The following is a 17,901-nucleotide window of genomic DNA, read 5'->3' as shown; positions in this document are numbered from 1 at the left end:
TAAAACTGAACTAAACAGACTCATCTACCAGTTTAACGACCGTGCCGTAACCGGTCACGACTAGAAACCGCGGTGCAACGCTCATTTGCGCAATATTCGTATTGAAGTTAACGTAAATTAACCCGTCGCCACCACTGTCCTCCGCTTTTTTTAATAGTGCTGGTTTAACTTGTTCGATTAAATCATCTAAACGTTCAAACTGATCAATTTCGTCCGATTCAAACATTAAGTGTTTCGTTACCGAAACGACCCCTTTAATCATGTGGGCCCGCTGTAGATCTCCGGTTGTCATAAACATCGTTACCAACCCCCTGTTTACTCTAATTTTACTTGATATTCACTTAGGTCGCAAACGTTGGCAAATTAATTGACCATTTTCAATAGAAAGACTAAATTAGGGCTTAGGGAGTGATATTTTGAAAACAGCAACACAACTTTTACAACAATATACGTTCGAACCGGTGACCCTCACGACTAAGTTTGAACAACACGCCTTAGCGGTCCAACATCAGGACCGCGAGATTCCATTCGGCCACTTTAAGGTTCGATTGAAAAACATCGACAATCAACAAGACTATGAGCTTGAATTGAAACAACGTTTACAAGTGACCGCCAGCTCCGGGTTCCAGTTACGTTCCCGGCTTCACGGCGTTCGGGTTCATCACGTGGCGCATGCGCCCCGTACTAGTTACCAAGTCCGTGCAACTTTGACCATCAAAACGGCCCCGAAAATGGCTGATTCGGTCAAGCATGACAAGGTCACCATTGACTGTCTCATTCCGGTTGAACACCACGTGGCAAAAACGTTACCTGATCAGGTTCCACTATATGCGTTTACGGATAACCACACACTTGCCATCAACCAGACAGCCATGGCCAAACTCTTTTTAAAGTGTATTGCGAATAGCTCACTTGCACTCGCAAGTTAATTTTCTTCTCTCTTATAATTATTTACATTAAGTGTTATAAGTAAATGTGATATTTAATTGCATTTGGCTAATTAATTGCGTACAATGTACTAGAAAGAGTTCAAGGAGGTCAGTTTAATGGCAACGCCAACAAAAAATATTTTATTGGACGAACAATTGTGTTTCGCCCTATACACCGCTAGCAAGCGGTTTAACCACTTCTACGCCGAGGCTTTAGCGCCATTTAAGCTTACCTATCCCCAATACATTACGCTACTAGCTTTATGGGAAAATAGTCCAATGACGGTCCGGGAATTAGGTTCCCACGTCAACTTGGACAGTGGGACCCTTACCCCGCTACTCAAACGGATGCAGACACAGGGATGGGTCGAACGCAAACGTGACGAAAACGACGAACGGCAAGTGAATATTTCACTATCACAAAAGGCCATCGATACTAAGCCTGAAATTTTTGCCCACGTTAATACGTGCATGGAATTATTAGGCATGGATGAAAAGACCTATAATGAGACCCGCGACACCGTTAACTTTGCGGCGGATCGAATTAAAAAAGCCGATCCAAGTACCGTTAAATTTACTGGTGATGAATTATAAAGTATTACGCTGAAGGCTCTTGGACAACTGTCCAGGAGCTTTTTTAGGTCTTCAGTTGTAACATCATCAGGCCAATCGCCGCGGCGTTAATGACAAAGTGCAAAATAATGGCAACTTGGATTTTACCCGATAATCGGTAAACCGTTGCTAAAATCAGTCCCATCATGACGTACGTTAAAAAACTAGGCCACGTGGAACTATTATGCAAGCTCCCAAAAACCAAGCCACTTAATAAAACTTTCAGCCACTCACGTTTGAAAAATAGATTCGTCAAGGCACCGCGAAAGACGTACTCCTCCATCAAGGGGGTTAAAAAGATTGCGCTGAGGCCCATCATCCAGAAGGCCAGCGAACTACCACTCATTAAATTTTTAATTGCGACATTATTCTGGGTCTGCGTCTGATGATAAATTAACCGGTTAATGATTTCAAAACTACTTTCGAGAATGACAATGAGTAAATAGCCACTGAAAATCAAGCGCCAGTCGCGGGCCTGCAGTTTGGCTAACTGATATACCCCCGTATAATGGCGCATCGCATTTGCCGCAGCAAAGCTGACCAGAAAAAAGACCGCAAAGTACAGAACGGTCATGGCAATCCGCCAGCCAACCATGCTTTGAACCCCTTTAAGTTGGTTAATTAACCTAAGTAACATTGGTGGGGTAATGACACCCAGAATCAGGCCTACCATGATAAGGACCCGCCAAATCCAGCTCAGACCGCGATCGACTATTTTCATTCGTTCTCACCTCTCGGCCCTATTTTACTGCAGGGCTGGGATTCAGACACGTGTTCGCAAGTCTAACTTTCAGGCGCATTCCCCTGTAATTTACAAATTAATCGTTTAAAATAAGTAAATAGAATAGAAAATAAAATCCATGGTTAAAGAATAATACAGAAATTTTTATGGTTTAGACGAAATCTTCACACTTTCTTCACAATTATGTAATAGTATATACTTGTACCTAATAGTTATACACTTGTTCATTTTACTCCCCCAAAGTGGATGGACAAGCAAGTACAATCCCCCATATTGTACTTAAACCTAACTCTTTGGCCCTACTGCTGTATAGCGGTAGAGTCATTTTTTTGTTTAAAAGTGCACCAAAAGTGCACCAAAAATATTTTTTAACAACTATTTCATATTTAAAACTTGTATTCAGACAAAACATTCCTTCTAAGATAAGTAAATAAATATATACAACTTATCTGTCTAAATACATGGTCTTACTGCTTCCAGTGGTAAGGCCATTTCTATAAGTCATCAAGAATTTACACTCGCTAGAGAAATGAATTCTGAAATTTTCCCACAAAAAAAACGGCACCCCACTCGGCTGCCGCTAACCTAACTCGCCATGTTGCCAAACCACACTAATAAAACGTCAAAAATCAAAAATAGTAAGTTAAACTGTAATAACCACCAGTTCATGAGTCCCTTCTCACGCACCATCCCCGCAATGGATAGTCCAATTCCAACTAGCGGAATCAACCCACCCTGAAATACCCGGTAAAGTGGTAGGTACGCCTGTTCCGCAATGAACGCTGGCCCCGTTAGCTGGCCTAGCAGGACAAAAAGCAAGAACACCCCGATATTTAGCAAGGAACAGGCAAACGCCGTCTCCGTCAAGGTTCCCATCGACAATCGAAAATGAAAACCCATGCGCAAGACGAACGTGCCAATGATCCCCACGGCTAAAATAACGCCAATAATTACCATAAAATAAAATGACTCTCCTTTATCTATCGTTTTCACCTTACGCCAAAAAGGCCTAGCCGCCTACTACTTGACCACAAGCTTAATCTTTTTTTAGCAAAACGCTGCCCAAACAAAAAAGCCTAGACCCCCGTCTAGACCTTGTCCCCATGGACTTATAAATGATCGTTAACTCTTTGACGCTGCCGGTACTTTTAATACCTTAGATTTTAACCCTACTACTTGAACCACAACTCGCTTCTGACCTTTAACGGACATTCGAACTAAGAAACGACCATCCTGCTTGTTAGAAATAACTTGCCGAACTTTTTTGCCACTGTGAAAAGTCACAATGACCCCGTGCTTTGTTCGACCGTGAATGGTCGCCGTTTCGGCGCTTGAATGATAAGCCATCTTGGCAGCAACTTGGTGACGACTATGCCGATGATAATCCCCTTGTAAACTATATTCCGAGCCAAAAATCAAGACACAGCCAGCAATCACCATTAATGTTAGTGACCAAAATTGTTTCAATCAACGCACCCCCCAGACCGGTCCCCATAACCGGTATCTTAATGACTTTATCATAAGCGAAGAAAGCGTTGACGCCACAAAAAAGGTGCAAAGCCTAAAATAGCCTGCACCAACGTTAATTTGTTTTTATTGAAAATAACGATTTTGTTACATTAGAGTCAATTAGCTCAATTCAATCGACCATTCGGACGTCTTAATCAGCTGCAACAGGTCGTGCATTTTACGAATGGCAATGTCGACCGTTTCCCCGTTCTCAAAGTAACCGAGCTGATGTTGCTTATCAACCCGCACAAGCATTTGCGGATTAACTAGGAAACTTTTATGCACCCGAAATAATTCTGGATGTGCGACCGTTTCATCACTGATCTTGCCGTTATATTGAACCAGTCGGTCAATTAAATGCAATTCCAACTTATTACGGCTCGCACCCGTCTCGATAAATAATACTTGGTCCAGGGGCAAGTTGAATAATTGGCCACCCTTAGAGTAAGAAAACATAACCTTACTGATAGCACCCTGCTTTGTATAGCGTTCATAAGCGACGCGGATATCCTTTTCAACCTTAGCCTTGACCATGTCAGGGCCCAAATCCTTAACAACAAAATCAAGGGGTTCAATCCGCCGTTCAAACGTCAAAAAGGCCATTTCCGAGTGGGTCGATACGAACACGATTTTTGCGTTAACGTCCAATTCACGAATCTTCGTCGCTAATTCTAAACCGTTTAACGTCTGGCCGGGATACTCAATATCCAAGAAATAGAGTCCTTCAACCGCGGGCTGCGCCATTAAGTAATCTAATAGCTGCTGCGCCCGGCCCGTTGCGAGCGTCACCTCCATGTCAAAATCATTAATCATAATATGATTCGTAATGGTCTGCTTTAACGTAGCTAACTGTTCCGGATCATCTTCAACGATAAAAGTTTTTAACATGCTTCATTCACTCACTTTCAATACTAATAATAAACTCGAATCGCTTACGCGCGCTGATTTCATACGTCACGTTAGGCAGTGGATCGAGTAATTCACGGACCGTTGCAAGCCCCTGACCGTGTCCCGCCCCTTTGGAGGTGTGACCAGCCACCATTAAGTTATCTAACCGCGCAATTGGTTCACGTAACGAATTGGTAAACATCAACTCAACCATGCAAGGATACTTCACGACGGCCACTGCAATTTGACCATCCGCCTGACTGGTGACGGCCTCAATCGCGTTGTCTAGTAAAATCCCACTGACCCGGGCTAAGGTGACTGGATCAATTGACAAGTGTTCAACCGGTGTATCAGCTTCCAACCGGACTTGAATACCGGCTTGGCGCGCAGCGGAAAACTTGTTTTGGATAATGGCCTTTAGCGATTTATCCTTAATCTGTTCCAAATTATCAAAATGCCCGAAGTCCCGCGTCAAACTTTGCTTTGACCGGTCAACGACCGAATCAAAATAGTGTTTCAGTTCCGGATCATGGGCTGTATTAATATACTCGCCCAGCGACAACAAAATATTTTGATAATCATGCCGGAATTTTCTTAAGTTTTGATAGCTACTTTCAAGGTTATCCACGTAAATATCATATTGATGCCGTTCCAATGCTTGCCGGTGAGCCTGCACTCGCATGGTATAGCTATAAAATAGATAAATAAACGTTCCCGCATTGATCATCAGAATGGCCACTAGAATGATCATTAAGATTCCTAAGAATCCCGACCCAATGTTGTAGTTATCCGCCGCAGTAGTAATCGCAAAAAAGGCGATTGCCACCACAACCAAGGCACTCACGATCACGTTTAGCATCAAATCATCACTAAACTGGTGTGGATGACGCTTTTGTATCATTTTAAAACTGAGCGCGACTGCCAACATGCAGGCGGTTACGATAATCTCGCCAACCACTTCAAATAGCCAACCACTCCACTGGTCCAGGCCAAAATTGAAGATGTGGAAAATCGTCTCGGTGGCGTAATTACCAAAGAAACTGAACAAAATGTAGGCTAACGTTGCCGTTAAGCTCGTTACGATAAAGTATCGTTTTCTACGAACAAACGCGAGTAAGCCCAAGTTCACTAAGAACGTAATAATGTCTGAATAATCATCATACAACATGTACAGTCCCGTTAAGAACGCTGCCATGAATACGACGCTGACGTAAACTTTGCGTTGCCGCAATTCACGATTCATCAGAATTTGTAGGATAAACACCAACATGACCGAATACCAATGGTCAAAGGCGGCGATGTACCAATAAACGTAAACGATGACTGCACCCCTTCCCCGCGTACCGATGGTTCAATACTCTTATTGTAGCGAAAGACTATCAGTTTGTATATTTAGGCTAACAAAACTTAATAATCTTTAACGTTTCGTTGCGTTTTAATCGGCCTTTGAAAGCCATACCAAAACAAAAGGGATGCGATTCAGAGTCGCATCCCCATATGATTAGCTTTAACAATAAAAATTAATTTTTCTAATGAAAGTCACCGGGCATAAAGCTTTCAATCACCGCGGTGGTATTGAACGTTTCAAAACTGTGTAGGCTCGCTTCATCGATTTCAGCGTAACGAACCGCAATTTGTGGGCGTTGCGTTAGATCAAACATATTAACGTAGTTGAATTCCACGTATTTTTTGTGTTCACTGTGAATGAAGCCGGTATAACTATCCCCATGCTTCTTGATCCGACCGGATAACTGAATGACTCGATCGTGTTTGAACGCTTGATTTAACAAGGTTTTCAGTAATGAATGCTTATCAGATTTCTTTAAGAACTTAACAACTAACCGTTCCGTGTTCCAAACGTCATAGTAACCGCGTTGTTGGGCTAGCGTAATAATCGTGGCCATACTCTTCAAATAATCCGTCCCACTAACGACCTTAGCAAGGGAAGCCTTGCGGAAGACGACCAAACCATCTAGTTCGCCATCAACGTTGATTGCTTTGACAAGTACAAATTTTTCGTCCTGTTGAACAACAAAACCAACACTAAATTGTTCGTTGGTCCCTTTAGAATAGATCTCAACGAGCTGCTTACTCTTAATCGCTTTAGCCAAATCGTCGCGAATCGCACTCATGCGTGTTCCCCCATTCAATGATGTTTAGCGTTACCTACTGGAAAATTTATAGTACGCCACCATATTTTCAATAACCATCATAACACTTGTAAAACGATTAATTCAAACGGTGAACGCTACAAATTGATTTCTTTTGATTATTATAGAATAAATTTGTTAATAATCTCTGCTAAAGCATCATGATTATTGTCCGCCGTAGTCACGTATTTGGCGGTTTGTTTGACCTTATCGATCCCGTTGGCCACACTGATTGGCAAACCGACTGCTTCTAGCATGGGTAAGTCGTTATTATTATCCCCAACAGCGATAATCTCACTTGGTTGAATGTTCAGTGATTTTCCAAGTTGAACAGCCGCACTCCCCTTATCAATCCCAGCGGGGTTAAATTCAACGTAGCGATCGGACGAATACGTCACGGCCAGCTTTGATGGATCAACATTAGCTTCCACATCCGCACGCATTTGCTTCCGTTCAGCCATGGTTGGTAACGCCATGATAATTTTCATCACATTCATGTCCTTAAAACGACTGAAATCCGTGTCATCAACCGTTTCAAAACTAACGCCCCGGTTACGTAAATAAGCGGAATCCTCCGGCGTCTGATTGTAAATATACAAAACGTCCTGAGTGTAAACGTGGGTCGCAGCGTTCGGATTAGCAATCCCAGCGGCGAACACTTTTTCACCCACCTCGTACGGCATTGCGTTGACGATCATCGGCCGGTTTCCCTTATTTTCAACGATTAAACCACCGTTATACGAAATCGAATACTGATTAGGTTGGTCCTTTAATTTCATTTTTGCTAAGTCATTTTGAAACGACGTATAGCTCCGGCCCGAATTAGGTACAAAGTAAACACCCTTAGCACTGGCAGCTTGAATCGCATCCGAATTACCATCGGATAACGAACCGTCGTCGTTCATCAAGGTTTCATCTAAGTCACAAACAATCATTTTATACATATCAATACCCTCTCAAAGTTAGATTACTATTCCACTCTATCGAAGTCACAGAGCAAATGCAACCGCTTTAATAAAGAATGGATATACATTAAAGAAGTAAAAACAAGTTAATTGATGATTCGATACCCATTTTATAAGAAAAAATTTCAAACGAGTTTTGAACGAAAAATGTCCTTTATTTTGTATTCAAATCAATGACCAGTTATACCTGAAGATATTGCGTATAAAAGTCTTGTAATTTACGCAATGTTCCTTCACCCATTCGGTCATAAAGCGTGACATGTCCCGCATCTTTTACGATGTACAGTTCTTTAGGATCATTTGCTTTTTCAAAAGCTTGTTGGCTAAAAATTTTAGTATTTGCTTTGTCGCCGGCAATCAATAGAATGGGGCGCGGTGAAATCTCATCAATGTGCTGCATCAGTGAATTACTCATGTAAGGGTACGCGACAGTGGCAGTCCAAGCACCATTTGACAAGATAGAATTTTCATGGAATCCACGAGAGGTGCGATAATAATCATAGACATCTTTGCCCTGTTCCGATTCGCCATCTGGGTATCCGTTTGGAAAACGATCTGGTCCCGAGTGCATCACATCATCGTCGATGTCCTGCCAACGTTGTTTGGCCAGTGCATCCAATTGTTGGCTTCGTTCCGTAGCATTGCCAGCTCCCAAGGTTGATACATCGAACATCGAAACGGTCGCAACTGCTTTAACCCGCTTATCAATTGATACCGCATTTAAAGCAAAACTCCCCCATCCACAAATACCAAGTATCCCAATTCGATTTCGATCAACATTACTTTGACTACCTAATAAATCAACCGCAGCCATAAAGTCCTCAGTGTTTATGTCGGGTGAAGAGACATTACGGACGTTACCACCACTTTCACCGGTGAAAGAACCATCAAACGCGACTGCGACAAATCCTCGGTGTGCTAATTCATTAGCGTAGTTGCCAGAGGCCTGTTCTTTCACAGCACCATAGGGGCCACCGACGACAATACCAGCTAATTTTTGATTGCCAGTAGACTTGGGTAAATAAATATCTGCCGATAATTCGATTCCAAAATGGTTCGTTACACGCGCTTCCGTACGAATCACGTCATCATATAGATCAAACACAAATTTTCTCATTTATTTACCCTTTTGTTGTTATGCTTCTCTGCCAATAGTTTGTCATAGTTTTCGATTTTGTGGTCAGCAAGCTCAATTGCATGCTTAATTTCATTAATCTGTTGCTGTAATTGATTGCGTTGTTTCACCAACATATTTTGAGCAAGTGTCGGATCCTGTCCCAAACGACTGGTAGTTGTGTATTTTTGAATCGTGGTAATTGGCACCCCAATTTCACGGATACACTTAACATACCTAATCCAATCAAGATCGTCTTGGTTGTAGTCTCGATACCCAGAAGTATCTCGTGTGATTTTAGAAATTATACCAATCTTTTCCCAATATCTAAGCGTATCGGCTTGAAGGCCAAAGTACGTGGCGACTTCATTAATTTTCATATTGATACCTCCTGTGAGATTACTATACAACCTTGGAGTTACTCCAAGGCAAGAACTTTTTTCGATTATTAGTTCCTTTTTCCGAAGATTGGGCTTAACAGTTAATGAAACTCCGCATCATCCACGAAAAATTTCCAAGCCAAAACTTAATAACATTGGTCTATGGACCTTCTGAATGGATTCATAACCCGTAACGCATTTATTGTGGATACTGTCCCGATAATTTACAATAACAATACAAGCATTCGAAACCGGGAGGCGCTCAGTCGTGAATTGGAAAACCAACTTTCAGCCCCAAATTTTGCAACGTGGATCTGACTATAATGACCGTGGCTTAGTCCGCCATTTCAAAATTGTTTTCAATCAAATAACGGCGACCGTGACGGGATCAAATGATTATTCCGTCACGATTAAAACTGATCCATTAATTTTTCACTGTACCTGTCCCTACGCTAGTAACGGGCACCTTTGCAAACACATGGCTGCGGTCCTTTTTCATAGTGAACAAGTCAATTCCACCACGGACCCCTTTAGCTCAGGCCAACTAACAAAATTTCAATTAAGCTTGCTACCATACCTAGTTGCAAAAGATTTTGCCGGAATCACCAATCTCACTGCTCAGCTTTTTGCTCAGTTTAATCAACAGCAGGTTAGCGACCGCCAACTCGACTTAAACCTTCAGTGGACTTTAACTCAACTGATAACCATCCCAGCCACGCACGCTGACCTGGTGGCATGTTTTCAATGGACTGGCGCAACGTATTTACAATTTGTTGACCGCGGCAATAACCAGACACGCCTTCATGATCAAATTTTGGATAGTGATTTTCAGACTGACTGCTCACTCGCTTGGCAGAATTGGTATCAGAAAAAAGATTCGCAATTTAATGACTTCATGTTTGGCTGGCTGTGTCAACATATCATCCAGCTTCCGTGGACAGAATCACTTGCATTAGGAAAAGTCCTTTTTAATTTTCATTTTTATTTACAGCCTAACGAACAAAAAAAGAAGTTAGCCGTTATCGATAACAAGCTAGCCTCGTTTTCAGAAGAAAGAGCTGAACACTTCGGCTTTCTTCAATTTTATCAGGGGACATGGATTCGTTATCGAGTTAGCGTGATGATCAGTTTAGACCTCCCTACCGCAGATACGCAGGATTTTTGCAATACCTATTGTTCTTATCCAGTTGTCCACCGATACTTTTTAAAACGTTGCCAAGATTTGAACGAAAAACAGACGGCTATCAGCTACCTCAAACGATGTCTCGACTCCCCACAGCTTGGCGCTGAGACCAAACACGTATTCAAAACATTGTTAACGAGTATCCTGTTTTCCTGGAATCAACCATTTTTTGTCGACCTATCTCCATTCGACAATGACTAATTGCCGTACAAAAAAGATAGCCTAATCACAACGATTGAGCTACCTTTTTTACTACGTATTAATCGGTTAGATTATTTTGTCACAAATACACACTATTTCTTTGCCTTAAGTTGTTCTTCTAATCGTTTGATCTTTTGTTGTTTACGATGGATATACCAAGCCACCCACAATAATACAAGTGTCAGCAACCCCAGACTGATCCACAACCACCAATTGACATGGTGGTCAATCACCGCCGTTTTATTGAGCTGCTTAGCACGAGCACTCGTTATTTCAAAGTCTTTCGTAAACGTCCAGTGCTGTTTCTTCGACGTTACAGCCAACTTAGCCGTATACGCTCCCGGCTTTAGAGCATTCCGGCCAACGCGCAATGGTAACTCATAAACTGAGTTAGGCGCAATTTGTCCGTGTTGGTTGACCTGCTTATAGCGCACCTTTTGTCCGCCACGACGATAAATCTTGACATCAGTTTTAACCTGGTTTAAAAAGGCCGCCGTTCGATTTTGCAAGGCTAGACTAATCTGGTTATAGCCATTATTTTGAGTCGCATCGATTTTACCCAAAGTCAACCGATTCTTAGCGAGTGGCTGATCACCATGCAACACGACCGCAACCGAATACGCGTATTGATTCTTGATTGCCATCGCGCTTTTACGCTGTTGTCCCGCTGCTTTTTTCAAGAAACTCAACCCACCAACCACGACTCCGTCATACTTATGGGCTGGCATCTTCACTTTGAACGTCACAATCTTGCTAGCCCCTTTAGCCAAAGTCAGCTTATCGTCCGTCGTCGTAATGAGCTGGCTCACATTGGCCGGTAAATCAATGTTCTTACCCGTAGGCGCCGCCTGATATTCAACGACGCCATTAGGATTTGTGGTCGCCGTCGCCACACCAGTGTGGACCGTGATTTCTTGCGTGCTCGTATTAGTGATTCTAACCGCCAGCGTGGTCGTCTGATCAGGCTTCAATTTCAAATCATAATATGAAACGGCTTTGTCTACCTGATACTTTGACGCCACCGGTGCGACTTCAAAACCAACCGTATTGGCCGAACCAGGCTGTCCCCAACTAAGCATGGCTACCCCGGCCAGCAATCCGATTCCCCACTGCCACCATCTTTTCATTAACATCATTTTCCCCCTCATGATTTGGAAGGTGACATTAACTAGTCCTTCCCTTTTAAGATCAGTAATTGTTATTTATTTACCGGTGTTGCGTTAAGACTCCAGGTTAAAGTCGTAGTGTAACTCCCTTGAGAACGTGCCGTTGTCTTTGGTACCATTAAGGTTGAAGTTGTAATATCAGCCACGTTTTTACCATTACCTTTACCGGTCGCTGCAACCATCAGCGTTTTATCACTATTGAGCGTATCTAAGGAAACACCGTCATTAACGGTTGCATCCGCACCAGTGGTTGAGGTACTTGCATCTAGGACCCCGTTCAACGTCAAAATTGCCCCGGTTAACTCTTTATTAGTCGCAGCAGTGGCATTTTTAAAGACTTCATTTTGCTTAACCTGTAGGCTCCAACCAGCGGCCGTTCCCCGTAAATCCACTACGGAGACCGCAGCCGATTTATTCGTATTCGCATATTTATCATCCGTATTAGCAGCTTTAATCTCATTCGTCCCAAAATCCAGGCTGGCACCTGTCAAGTCCGTATCCCCATTATCAATGGTGATCGAGCCCCCTTCAAAACCAACCGTTCCTTTTGACGTTTGCGGCGTATCCGCTGCATTTGCTGTTAAACCAGATGTTGCAATCAATGCTGCTGAAAATAAAAGTCCTAATAGTGTTTTTTTCATCATAATGAGCTCCTCTTTTTTAAGTAAGTAATTAATTGCCAACTAATTAAAATCACCAGTAACCCAATGCCCCCAATGAATGCACTCAACCACCACTGTTCATTTGTTTGTGGTAACCATCCATGTGTCTGCTGGGGTTTGGACTGATTATTCTTCGGTCTTGAATGACTGGATTTTGATGTTTCAGTAACGTGTAATTGATCATCGCCAGCACTTTGAGTTGATGATTCTGATTGCCCATCAAACCGAATCGTCGCCGGGCTATCGGCCGTGCTGGCCATACTGACGATTGGAGGTGACACCCACGCCCACAAAAGTAGGGTACTGATGCCAATTGTGATAACACTCCAATACTTCACCAACACCACTTCCTTTTCCGTCTCGCTGTTATATTGCAGAAACCTCATTCCTAACTTTGACTGCACCTGCCCAAACTGATTGATGGTCTACTGACCTAACGTTTATTACTGATTAGGTACGGCTTGATTGAGTGTCCAAATTACCGTCGTTTGGTACGTATCCGTTAAGACACGATCAGTTGGGACTTTTAAATACAACGCACCAAGCGGCGTCGTTGATCCAAGAACATTAACACCCTGATTTGAAACGGTATGATGGTCATTAACGATTAAACTGGAAACGCCTGGGAGCAATGACACATTACTCCCCGTCTGTTGATCTTTATAGCTGAGCACCGCTGCTAATGACTGTGCAGACGTTTCTCCCTTAAAACCGTTAGCCGCAAGGGTTGCAGTTAATGACCAAGTCGAACCCAGCGACCGATTATCCTGAATCACCAATCCGGTATCATACGTAGCACCGTAGTCTTCTGATTGGCCAGTAATTGGATTGTTTCCAAAATCGATTGTTTTCGGGGCCGAAACGAATACGAGATTACCAGAACTGTACGTCAACGTAATGGTCTCGTCTTTGTCTGTAAAGGCCCCCTGAACTCCATCAGGTTGATCAGGCTGATAACCTTCAATCTCAATTGGCTTAACATGGTAGTCTTCACCAGTGACACCCGCGATTTTAGTATCCGGCGCCAAGGACTTACCGTTGGCATCCACATACTTCACCGTAATGGTTCGCCCCGTCGCCCATTCGAATTCACCAACAATGTTTGTGCCATCATACTTAGTCATCAAATCAGTCGACGTGTACACTTTGTTGTCATTTAGACTATGCCATCTTCCGACGTAGGGGGCTTCATGACTAGGGTCCGGTAATTTCCAGTCAGTACTGTTATGGAAACTAAAGCTTTTACCCAACAAAAGTCGTTTCGGAGGCAGCTTTCCACTAAAAGCGTTGGTATAACTTTTTGCATTAGTGGTATTCCAGCTCTGCAAATCAAGTTTTTCCAGATTAGTATTTGCAAATGTGGATTCATAGTTGGTCACTTTAGCCGTGTTCCACTTACCAAGATTTAGCGTTTGTAGTCCCGAACACGCCGCAAACATCTGCGAGAAATTAGTCGCCGAGCTAGTATTCCAATTATCGATTGGCAAACTTGTTAATTGAGCGTCACCCAAAAATAGTTGCGTCATGTTAGTCACTTGACTCGTATCCCACTTAACAATCGGCAGATTTCCCACTTTGGTGACATGTTGAAAAGTCCCTGCCATTGTTGTGACTTTTCCCGTGTTCCAATTATCAATTGGCAACGCCGCAACCTGATGCATTTCTGCAAAAGTATTATTCATGTTTTTAACATTCTGCGTATTCCAATTCGTGACTGGCAACATCGTTAGGCTGCTGACCCCTGAAAAAGTCGCACTCATGTCCTGAACATTCTGCGTATTCCAATTAGCGATTGGCAACGTCGTTAGACGACTCATTCCTGCAAAAGTAGAGCCCAATTTTTCATTGCTTTGCGTATTCCAATTAGCAACAGGTAACGTCGTTAATTTGGCACAATTTAGGAAGGTCGCATCCAACGTAGTCACGTGACTGACATCCCACTTACCAATGGGTAGCGTTGTTAAATTGGGTAAATTGGAAAAAGTTCCTTGCATACGCGTTAATTTACTTGTGTTCCAGTTTTCAATTGGCAATGTCGTTAGACTGGTCATTCTGGCAAAAGCGTTATCTAGTGACTCCACCTGACTCGTATCCCAGTTACCAACATTTACGGTTTCCAAGCTCGTGTCATTAGCAAAAATGAGTTGCATGTCATAGACACGTCCAGTTTGCCACTTGTCGATTGGTAGTGACTTCATATTGGTCAATCCCCTAAAAGTCTTGCCCATTACCGTGACGTTTTGCGTGTTCCAATCAGCAACATCCAACATCGTTAACGCCGAGCAGTAGCCAAAGGTATATTGCAAATTTGTCACGCGACTTGTATTCCATTTATCAATAGCAAGTGTCGTTAATGAACTTGCACTGTAAAACATGTAAGCGAGATTCGTGGCACTCGTCATTTGCCACTGACCGATATTAGCAATATTGGTCAACGCCGAGCAGTTATAGAACATGCCCTCAAAACTCTGCACTTTTGAAAAATTTTGCTGACCGAAGTCAATTTGCTGTAAGTGCTGATCTTCTTTGAACAAGTACTTTAAGCTAGTAACATTCGAGAGGTCTAAATTAGCTAAACCATCAATATTGGTTAAGTTAACTAACCCTGCAAACAAATAATCGTAACTGTTAATGCTACTGGTCGTAATTCGCCCATCAATCACGACTTTTAAAACCTGAGCCGGGCTATTGCCATTAGCCGTCAACGCTTGGGCAATCCAGCCCCCAGTTGTATCATTCCCAACCGAGCTACCAAACGAACCACCGCTTAAATGTAAGGTTCCGTCCGCATCCAATGTCAGCTTAACGGTGCCGTTAACCATCCCCGGCGCCCGCGTAATGGCAGTATCTGGTTGTTGGTCTTTATCGTCACTTTCCTGCATTGTACTTGAACGATTACTCAGTTCTGAATCATGCTGATCTACCGGTTGCTGGTCCACCTGCGAATCAGGCAACGATGGGGGTGCCTGATGACTAGATGTGCTTGGTAATTCTGATTTTTCATCAGCAAACACACTTGCAGTCGACGACATCGATTGATTAACGCTCGCTTGCGATTGGGGCACAGCATAAATAGTCGCTTGTGGTTCCAAGTAACTGACCACACCAATTGTCAACGCGAGACCTAGGCCGCCCCGATACCATAATCGCCGGCACTGCATACTCACCACTCCTTTCAATATATTTGAATCTAATATTCAATATATTCGTTTATAAAATTTTCACATCAATTATCTTACATTATTTCAAGATGGCAATAGTGACAAAGTGTCTTATAAATTTCGCTAAAACAAAAATATAAAATATCCTTCAAGTCAATATTAATAGCAATAATTAATCATTGTTCATTCCATAGTAATCATTACAAAAATTGAATCAGTTATAACAGTTTTATCTAATCGAGCACTGCCATACCTTCTTATTATTTCCTGTTTAGATCGGTTCGTCTATGCAATATTAGCAATTACGCCTTAAAATTAAATTTTTATCAGGTTTATCAGACTTCAAACTTCAATTTCATTTCAAATGACCATTACTAATAAGCAACGATATCTAAAAACAAATTTATTTATTTCAATGATAACGCTACCTACCCCTAGAATTGATTGGTCACATTATGATTAACACCCCATCCTTTGCAAACGTAAAAAATAAAGCTTACTTTCGAATTTATTTTTAGCGCTCTATTCCTGTTGATTGCTCTACCCGCAAACTAATCGAAAGTTTGTGCCTCCCTACGCTGTCATATTTATCCGCAAGACCTGATAAAACGGACATTTATTAGCCATTATGCTTTCTAGTTGAGCCCACCCGGAATTTTCGCTATACTAAATCAAAACTAAAACTCAAAGGAGCATTTTGGATAACTATGATTAAAGAATTCAAGGAATTTATCGCTCGCGGCAACGTGATTGACTTAGCAGTTGGGGTTATCATCGGGTCCGCATTTACGGCCATCGTGAAATCACTGACCAATAACTTGATCAACCCGTTAATCGGGATCTTCTTAGGGCGGATCGACTTATCCAACCTAAAAGTTAGCATTGGCGATGCCACGTTCAAATACGGCGCTTTTCTGAACTCCGTCATTAACTTCTTCATCGTCGCCATCGTCGTTTTCTTCCTCGTTAAAATTATTAATAAGGTAGCTAACAACAAGCCTGAAGAAGAAGTCGAAGAAACGCCAGAAGCTTCAGAACAATACCTAGCTGAAATTCGTGACCTTTTAAAAGAACAATCCAAAAATAAATAATTCGTTTCCAAGCAAAGTTTCTGCCAAATGTCTATCTGGTATCGAAACTTTTTTTGTTATCCATTGGATAGTGCTGTGTTTTACTAACCATTACAGCTGAGAACCACCACTAGATTTAACAATCTTAAAGTAATTTTCAATGAAACTCTTCGATTTTTCATTCACAACGTTCTTGCAAGTCACCCATCCGTCGACTATAATTTTTATATTGTGCTTACAAGATTAAATGAACGATTAATCGGATTGTCTGGTTCTAAATGTGTAACATTATTAAAATTCGATACTAAAACCACATAATATATATGGTGTAAAGAGCTTTTTTGTTATACAATATGTTGTGCAATTTTCTATAAAGAGGGGCTATCATGGTGATAATAACAGCAGGAATGATTGGAGTCGGCAAGACCACGTTAACGGGGCTCATTGCCGATCACCTTGGAACTAAAGCATTTTACGAACCAGTCGGTGACAACCCAGTTTTGCCACTTTACTACTCGGATCCTAAAAACTACGGTTTCTTATTACAGATTTATTTTCTAAACAAACGGTTTGCAATGATCAAGAAGGCCTTGGCCGATGACAATAACGTTCTCGACCGTTCAATTTACGAAGACGCCCTCTTCACTCGCGAAAACAATGCTGAGGGAAACATCTCAGACACTGAACTGAACGTCTACCTGCAATTGTTAGACAATATGATGACCGAACTAACCGAATTGCCTAAAAAGGCGCCGGATTTGATGGTCTACTCCGAAACCGACTTCGATACGATTCTCTACCGGATCAAAAAACGTGGTCGCGATTACGAACAATTCGATCATAATCCTGAATTGGAATCATACTACTTCAAGATGTGGACGGCTTACCGTAAATGGTTCGACGAATACGATGCTAGTCCTAAAATGAAGATTGATTTACAAAAGTACAACTTAGAAAAACCTGAAAATCAAAAAGCCGTCTTAGCTCAGATTGACGCTGAACTGGGTAAGATCCGCAACCCTGCAAACGTCTAACCTAAAATGGTTTGGGACAACACTAAAAAACCGTTCAGAAATTTAACATTTCTGAACGGTTTTTTCTATTCCTTTGGTCGAAACGTGCACTAAAAGGCAATTTGTTCCGCTTAACCCGGAATCAGCAATCATTCC

The 17,901-nt window shown here is 42.2% G+C and carries 19 protein-coding genes; 5 read left to right on the top strand and 14 right to left on the bottom strand.

Translation table 11 applies throughout. From position 1 onward, the window contains the following. Window positions 1-10: 10 nt before the first annotated feature. Window positions 11-298, bottom strand: coding sequence for a hypothetical protein (locus AAA939_RS06505; protein ID WP_057705861.1), 288 nt, complete (start codon window positions 296-298; stop codon window positions 11-13). Window positions 299-416: 118 nt separating this feature from the next. Here AAA939_RS06505 and AAA939_RS06500 point away from each other — a divergent pair, with 118 nt between their 5' ends. Then, window positions 417-929, top strand: a complete 513-nt coding sequence (locus AAA939_RS06500; RefSeq protein WP_338209215.1) for a hypothetical protein — start codon at window positions 417-419, stop codon at window positions 927-929. A 117-nt stretch (window positions 930-1,046) separates the two neighbouring features. After that, window positions 1,047-1,523, top strand: a complete 477-nt coding sequence (locus tag AAA939_RS06495) for a MarR family winged helix-turn-helix transcriptional regulator (RefSeq protein ID WP_338209217.1) — start codon at window positions 1,047-1,049, stop codon at window positions 1,521-1,523. Window positions 1,524-1,566: 43 nt separating this feature from the next. Here AAA939_RS06495 and AAA939_RS06490 read toward each other — a convergent pair whose 3' ends face one another. The 9 genes from AAA939_RS06490 to AAA939_RS06450 all read right to left on the bottom strand — a co-directional run bounded on the left by AAA939_RS06490 (window position 1,567) and on the right by AAA939_RS06450 (window position 9,289). Then, window positions 1,567-2,262: a CPBP family intramembrane glutamic endopeptidase gene (locus AAA939_RS06490; protein ID WP_338209219.1), complete on the bottom strand. Its 696-nt coding sequence runs from the start codon at window positions 2,260-2,262 to the stop codon at window positions 1,567-1,569. Window positions 2,263-2,868: 606 nt separating this feature from the next. Further along, entirely contained in the window at window positions 2,869-3,240 is a 372-nt protein-coding gene (locus AAA939_RS06485; RefSeq protein ID WP_057705815.1) for a hypothetical protein, read from the bottom strand. 165 nt (window positions 3,241-3,405) lie between these two features. Continuing rightward, a complete protein-coding gene (locus AAA939_RS06480) occupies window positions 3,406-3,750 on the bottom strand; it encodes a hypothetical protein (RefSeq protein ID WP_338209222.1) in 345 nt (114 codons plus the stop codon). Between the two features lie 162 nt (window positions 3,751-3,912). After that, entirely contained in the window at window positions 3,913-4,680 is a 768-nt protein-coding gene (locus AAA939_RS06475) for a LytR/AlgR family response regulator transcription factor (RefSeq protein ID WP_057705817.1), read from the bottom strand. A gap of 7 nt (window positions 4,681-4,687) precedes the next feature. Beyond that, window positions 4,688-5,950 carry a sensor histidine kinase gene (locus tag AAA939_RS06470; protein ID WP_338230638.1) on the bottom strand — a complete coding sequence of 421 codons (1,263 nt, stop codon included), beginning with the start codon at window positions 5,948-5,950 and terminating at the stop codon, window positions 4,688-4,690. A 259-nt stretch (window positions 5,951-6,209) separates the two neighbouring features. Then, window positions 6,210-6,812: a hypothetical protein gene (locus AAA939_RS06465; RefSeq protein ID WP_338209226.1), complete on the bottom strand. Its 603-nt coding sequence runs from the start codon at window positions 6,810-6,812 to the stop codon at window positions 6,210-6,212. A 140-nt stretch (window positions 6,813-6,952) separates the two neighbouring features. Beyond that, window positions 6,953-7,774 carry a Cof-type HAD-IIB family hydrolase gene (locus AAA939_RS06460; RefSeq protein ID WP_338230636.1) on the bottom strand — a complete coding sequence of 274 codons (822 nt, stop codon included), beginning with the start codon at window positions 7,772-7,774 and terminating at the stop codon, window positions 6,953-6,955. Window positions 7,775-7,976: 202 nt separating this feature from the next. Continuing rightward, a complete protein-coding gene (locus AAA939_RS06455) occupies window positions 7,977-8,912 on the bottom strand; it encodes an alpha/beta hydrolase (RefSeq protein WP_338209229.1) in 936 nt (311 codons plus the stop codon). After that, window positions 8,909-9,289, bottom strand: a complete 381-nt coding sequence (locus tag AAA939_RS06450; RefSeq protein WP_338209231.1) for a MerR family transcriptional regulator — start codon at window positions 9,287-9,289, stop codon at window positions 8,909-8,911. The genes AAA939_RS06455 and AAA939_RS06450 overlap by 4 nt, the downstream gene beginning before the upstream one ends. A 268-nt stretch (window positions 9,290-9,557) precedes the next feature. Between AAA939_RS06450 and AAA939_RS06445 the strand changes: the two genes are divergently transcribed. Then, window positions 9,558-10,673, top strand: a complete 1,116-nt coding sequence (locus AAA939_RS06445) for an SWIM zinc finger family protein (protein WP_338209233.1) — start codon at window positions 9,558-9,560, stop codon at window positions 10,671-10,673. A gap of 92 nt (window positions 10,674-10,765) precedes the next feature. Here AAA939_RS06445 and AAA939_RS06440 read toward each other — a convergent pair whose 3' ends face one another. The 4 genes from AAA939_RS06440 to AAA939_RS06425 form a co-directional block, all read right to left on the bottom strand. After that, window positions 10,766-11,809 (bottom strand): WxLIP family cell surface protein, encoded by a 1,044-nt coding sequence (locus AAA939_RS06440; RefSeq protein WP_338209235.1) that lies wholly within the window; start codon window positions 11,807-11,809, stop codon window positions 10,766-10,768. A 62-nt stretch (window positions 11,810-11,871) separates the two neighbouring features. Next, the gene (locus tag AAA939_RS06435) at window positions 11,872-12,483 is read right to left on the bottom strand and encodes a WxL domain-containing protein (protein WP_420914922.1); all 612 of its coding nucleotides are present in this window, start codon (window positions 12,481-12,483) and stop codon (window positions 11,872-11,874) included. Further along, entirely contained in the window at window positions 12,480-12,839 is a 360-nt protein-coding gene (locus AAA939_RS06430; RefSeq protein WP_338209237.1) for a cell surface protein, read from the bottom strand. The genes AAA939_RS06435 and AAA939_RS06430 overlap by 4 nt, the downstream gene beginning before the upstream one ends. A 105-nt stretch (window positions 12,840-12,944) precedes the next feature. Further along, window positions 12,945-15,662 (bottom strand): BspA family leucine-rich repeat surface protein, encoded by a 2,718-nt coding sequence (locus AAA939_RS06425; protein ID WP_338230634.1) that lies wholly within the window; start codon window positions 15,660-15,662, stop codon window positions 12,945-12,947. Between the two features lie 707 nt (window positions 15,663-16,369). Between AAA939_RS06425 and mscL the strand changes: the two genes are divergently transcribed. Together mscL and AAA939_RS06415 are read left to right on the top strand one after the other, a co-directional pair. Then, complete coding sequence (gene mscL, locus AAA939_RS06420; protein ID WP_338209241.1) at window positions 16,370-16,753, top strand: large-conductance mechanosensitive channel protein MscL; 384 nt, start codon at window positions 16,370-16,372, stop codon at window positions 16,751-16,753. 365 nt (window positions 16,754-17,118) lie between these two features. Further along, on the top strand, window positions 17,119-17,766 hold the full coding sequence (locus AAA939_RS06415) for a deoxynucleoside kinase (protein ID WP_338209243.1): 648 nt from the start codon (window positions 17,119-17,121) through the stop codon (window positions 17,764-17,766). Window positions 17,767-17,901 lie beyond the last annotated feature (135 nt).

Source organism: Lactiplantibacillus paraxiangfangensis (assembly GCF_036246185.1).
Classification (GTDB): Bacteria; Bacillota; Bacilli; order Lactobacillales; family Lactobacillaceae; genus Lactiplantibacillus; species Lactiplantibacillus paraxiangfangensis.
This window is presented reverse-complemented; position numbering and strand designations above follow the sequence as displayed.

Bases quoted from the DNA above. Each gene is read 5' to 3' on its own strand.
- AAA939_RS06505 (WP_057705861.1), bottom strand. From the start codon at position 298: ATGTTTATGACAACCGGAGATCTACAGCGGGCCCACATGATTAAAGGG.
- AAA939_RS06495 (WP_338209217.1), top strand. From the start codon at position 1,047: ATGGCAACGCCAACAAAAAATATTTTATTGGACGAACAATTGTGTTTC.
- AAA939_RS06490 (WP_338209219.1), bottom strand. From the start codon at position 2,262: ATGAAAATAGTCGATCGCGGTCTGAGCTGGATTTGGCGGGTCCTTATC.
- AAA939_RS06485 (WP_057705815.1), bottom strand. From the start codon at position 3,240: ATGGTAATTATTGGCGTTATTTTAGCCGTGGGGATCATTGGCACGTTC.
- AAA939_RS06475 (WP_057705817.1), bottom strand. From the start codon at position 4,680: ATGTTAAAAACTTTTATCGTTGAAGATGATCCGGAACAGTTAGCTACG.
- AAA939_RS06470 (WP_338230638.1), bottom strand. From the start codon at position 5,950: ATGTTGGTGTTTATCCTACAAATTCTGATGAATCGTGAATTGCGGCAA.
- AAA939_RS06465 (WP_338209226.1), bottom strand. From the start codon at position 6,812: ATGAGTGCGATTCGCGACGATTTGGCTAAAGCGATTAAGAGTAAGCAG.
- AAA939_RS06460 (WP_338230636.1), bottom strand. From the start codon at position 7,774: ATGTATAAAATGATTGTTTGTGACTTAGATGAAACCTTGATGAACGAC.
- AAA939_RS06455 (WP_338209229.1), bottom strand. From the start codon at position 8,912: ATGAGAAAATTTGTGTTTGATCTATATGATGACGTGATTCGTACGGAA.
- AAA939_RS06450 (WP_338209231.1), bottom strand. From the start codon at position 9,289: ATGAAAATTAATGAAGTCGCCACGTACTTTGGCCTTCAAGCCGATACG.
- AAA939_RS06440 (WP_338209235.1), bottom strand. From the start codon at position 11,809: ATGATGTTAATGAAAAGATGGTGGCAGTGGGGAATCGGATTGCTGGCC.
- AAA939_RS06435 (WP_420914922.1), bottom strand. From the start codon at position 12,483: ATGATGAAAAAAACACTATTAGGACTTTTATTTTCAGCAGCATTGATT.
- AAA939_RS06425 (WP_338230634.1), bottom strand. From the start codon at position 15,662: ATGCAGTGCCGGCGATTATGGTATCGGGGCGGCCTAGGTCTCGCGTTG.
- mscL (WP_338209241.1), top strand. From the start codon at position 16,370: ATGATTAAAGAATTCAAGGAATTTATCGCTCGCGGCAACGTGATTGAC.
- AAA939_RS06415 (WP_338209243.1), top strand. From the start codon at position 17,119: ATGGTGATAATAACAGCAGGAATGATTGGAGTCGGCAAGACCACGTTA.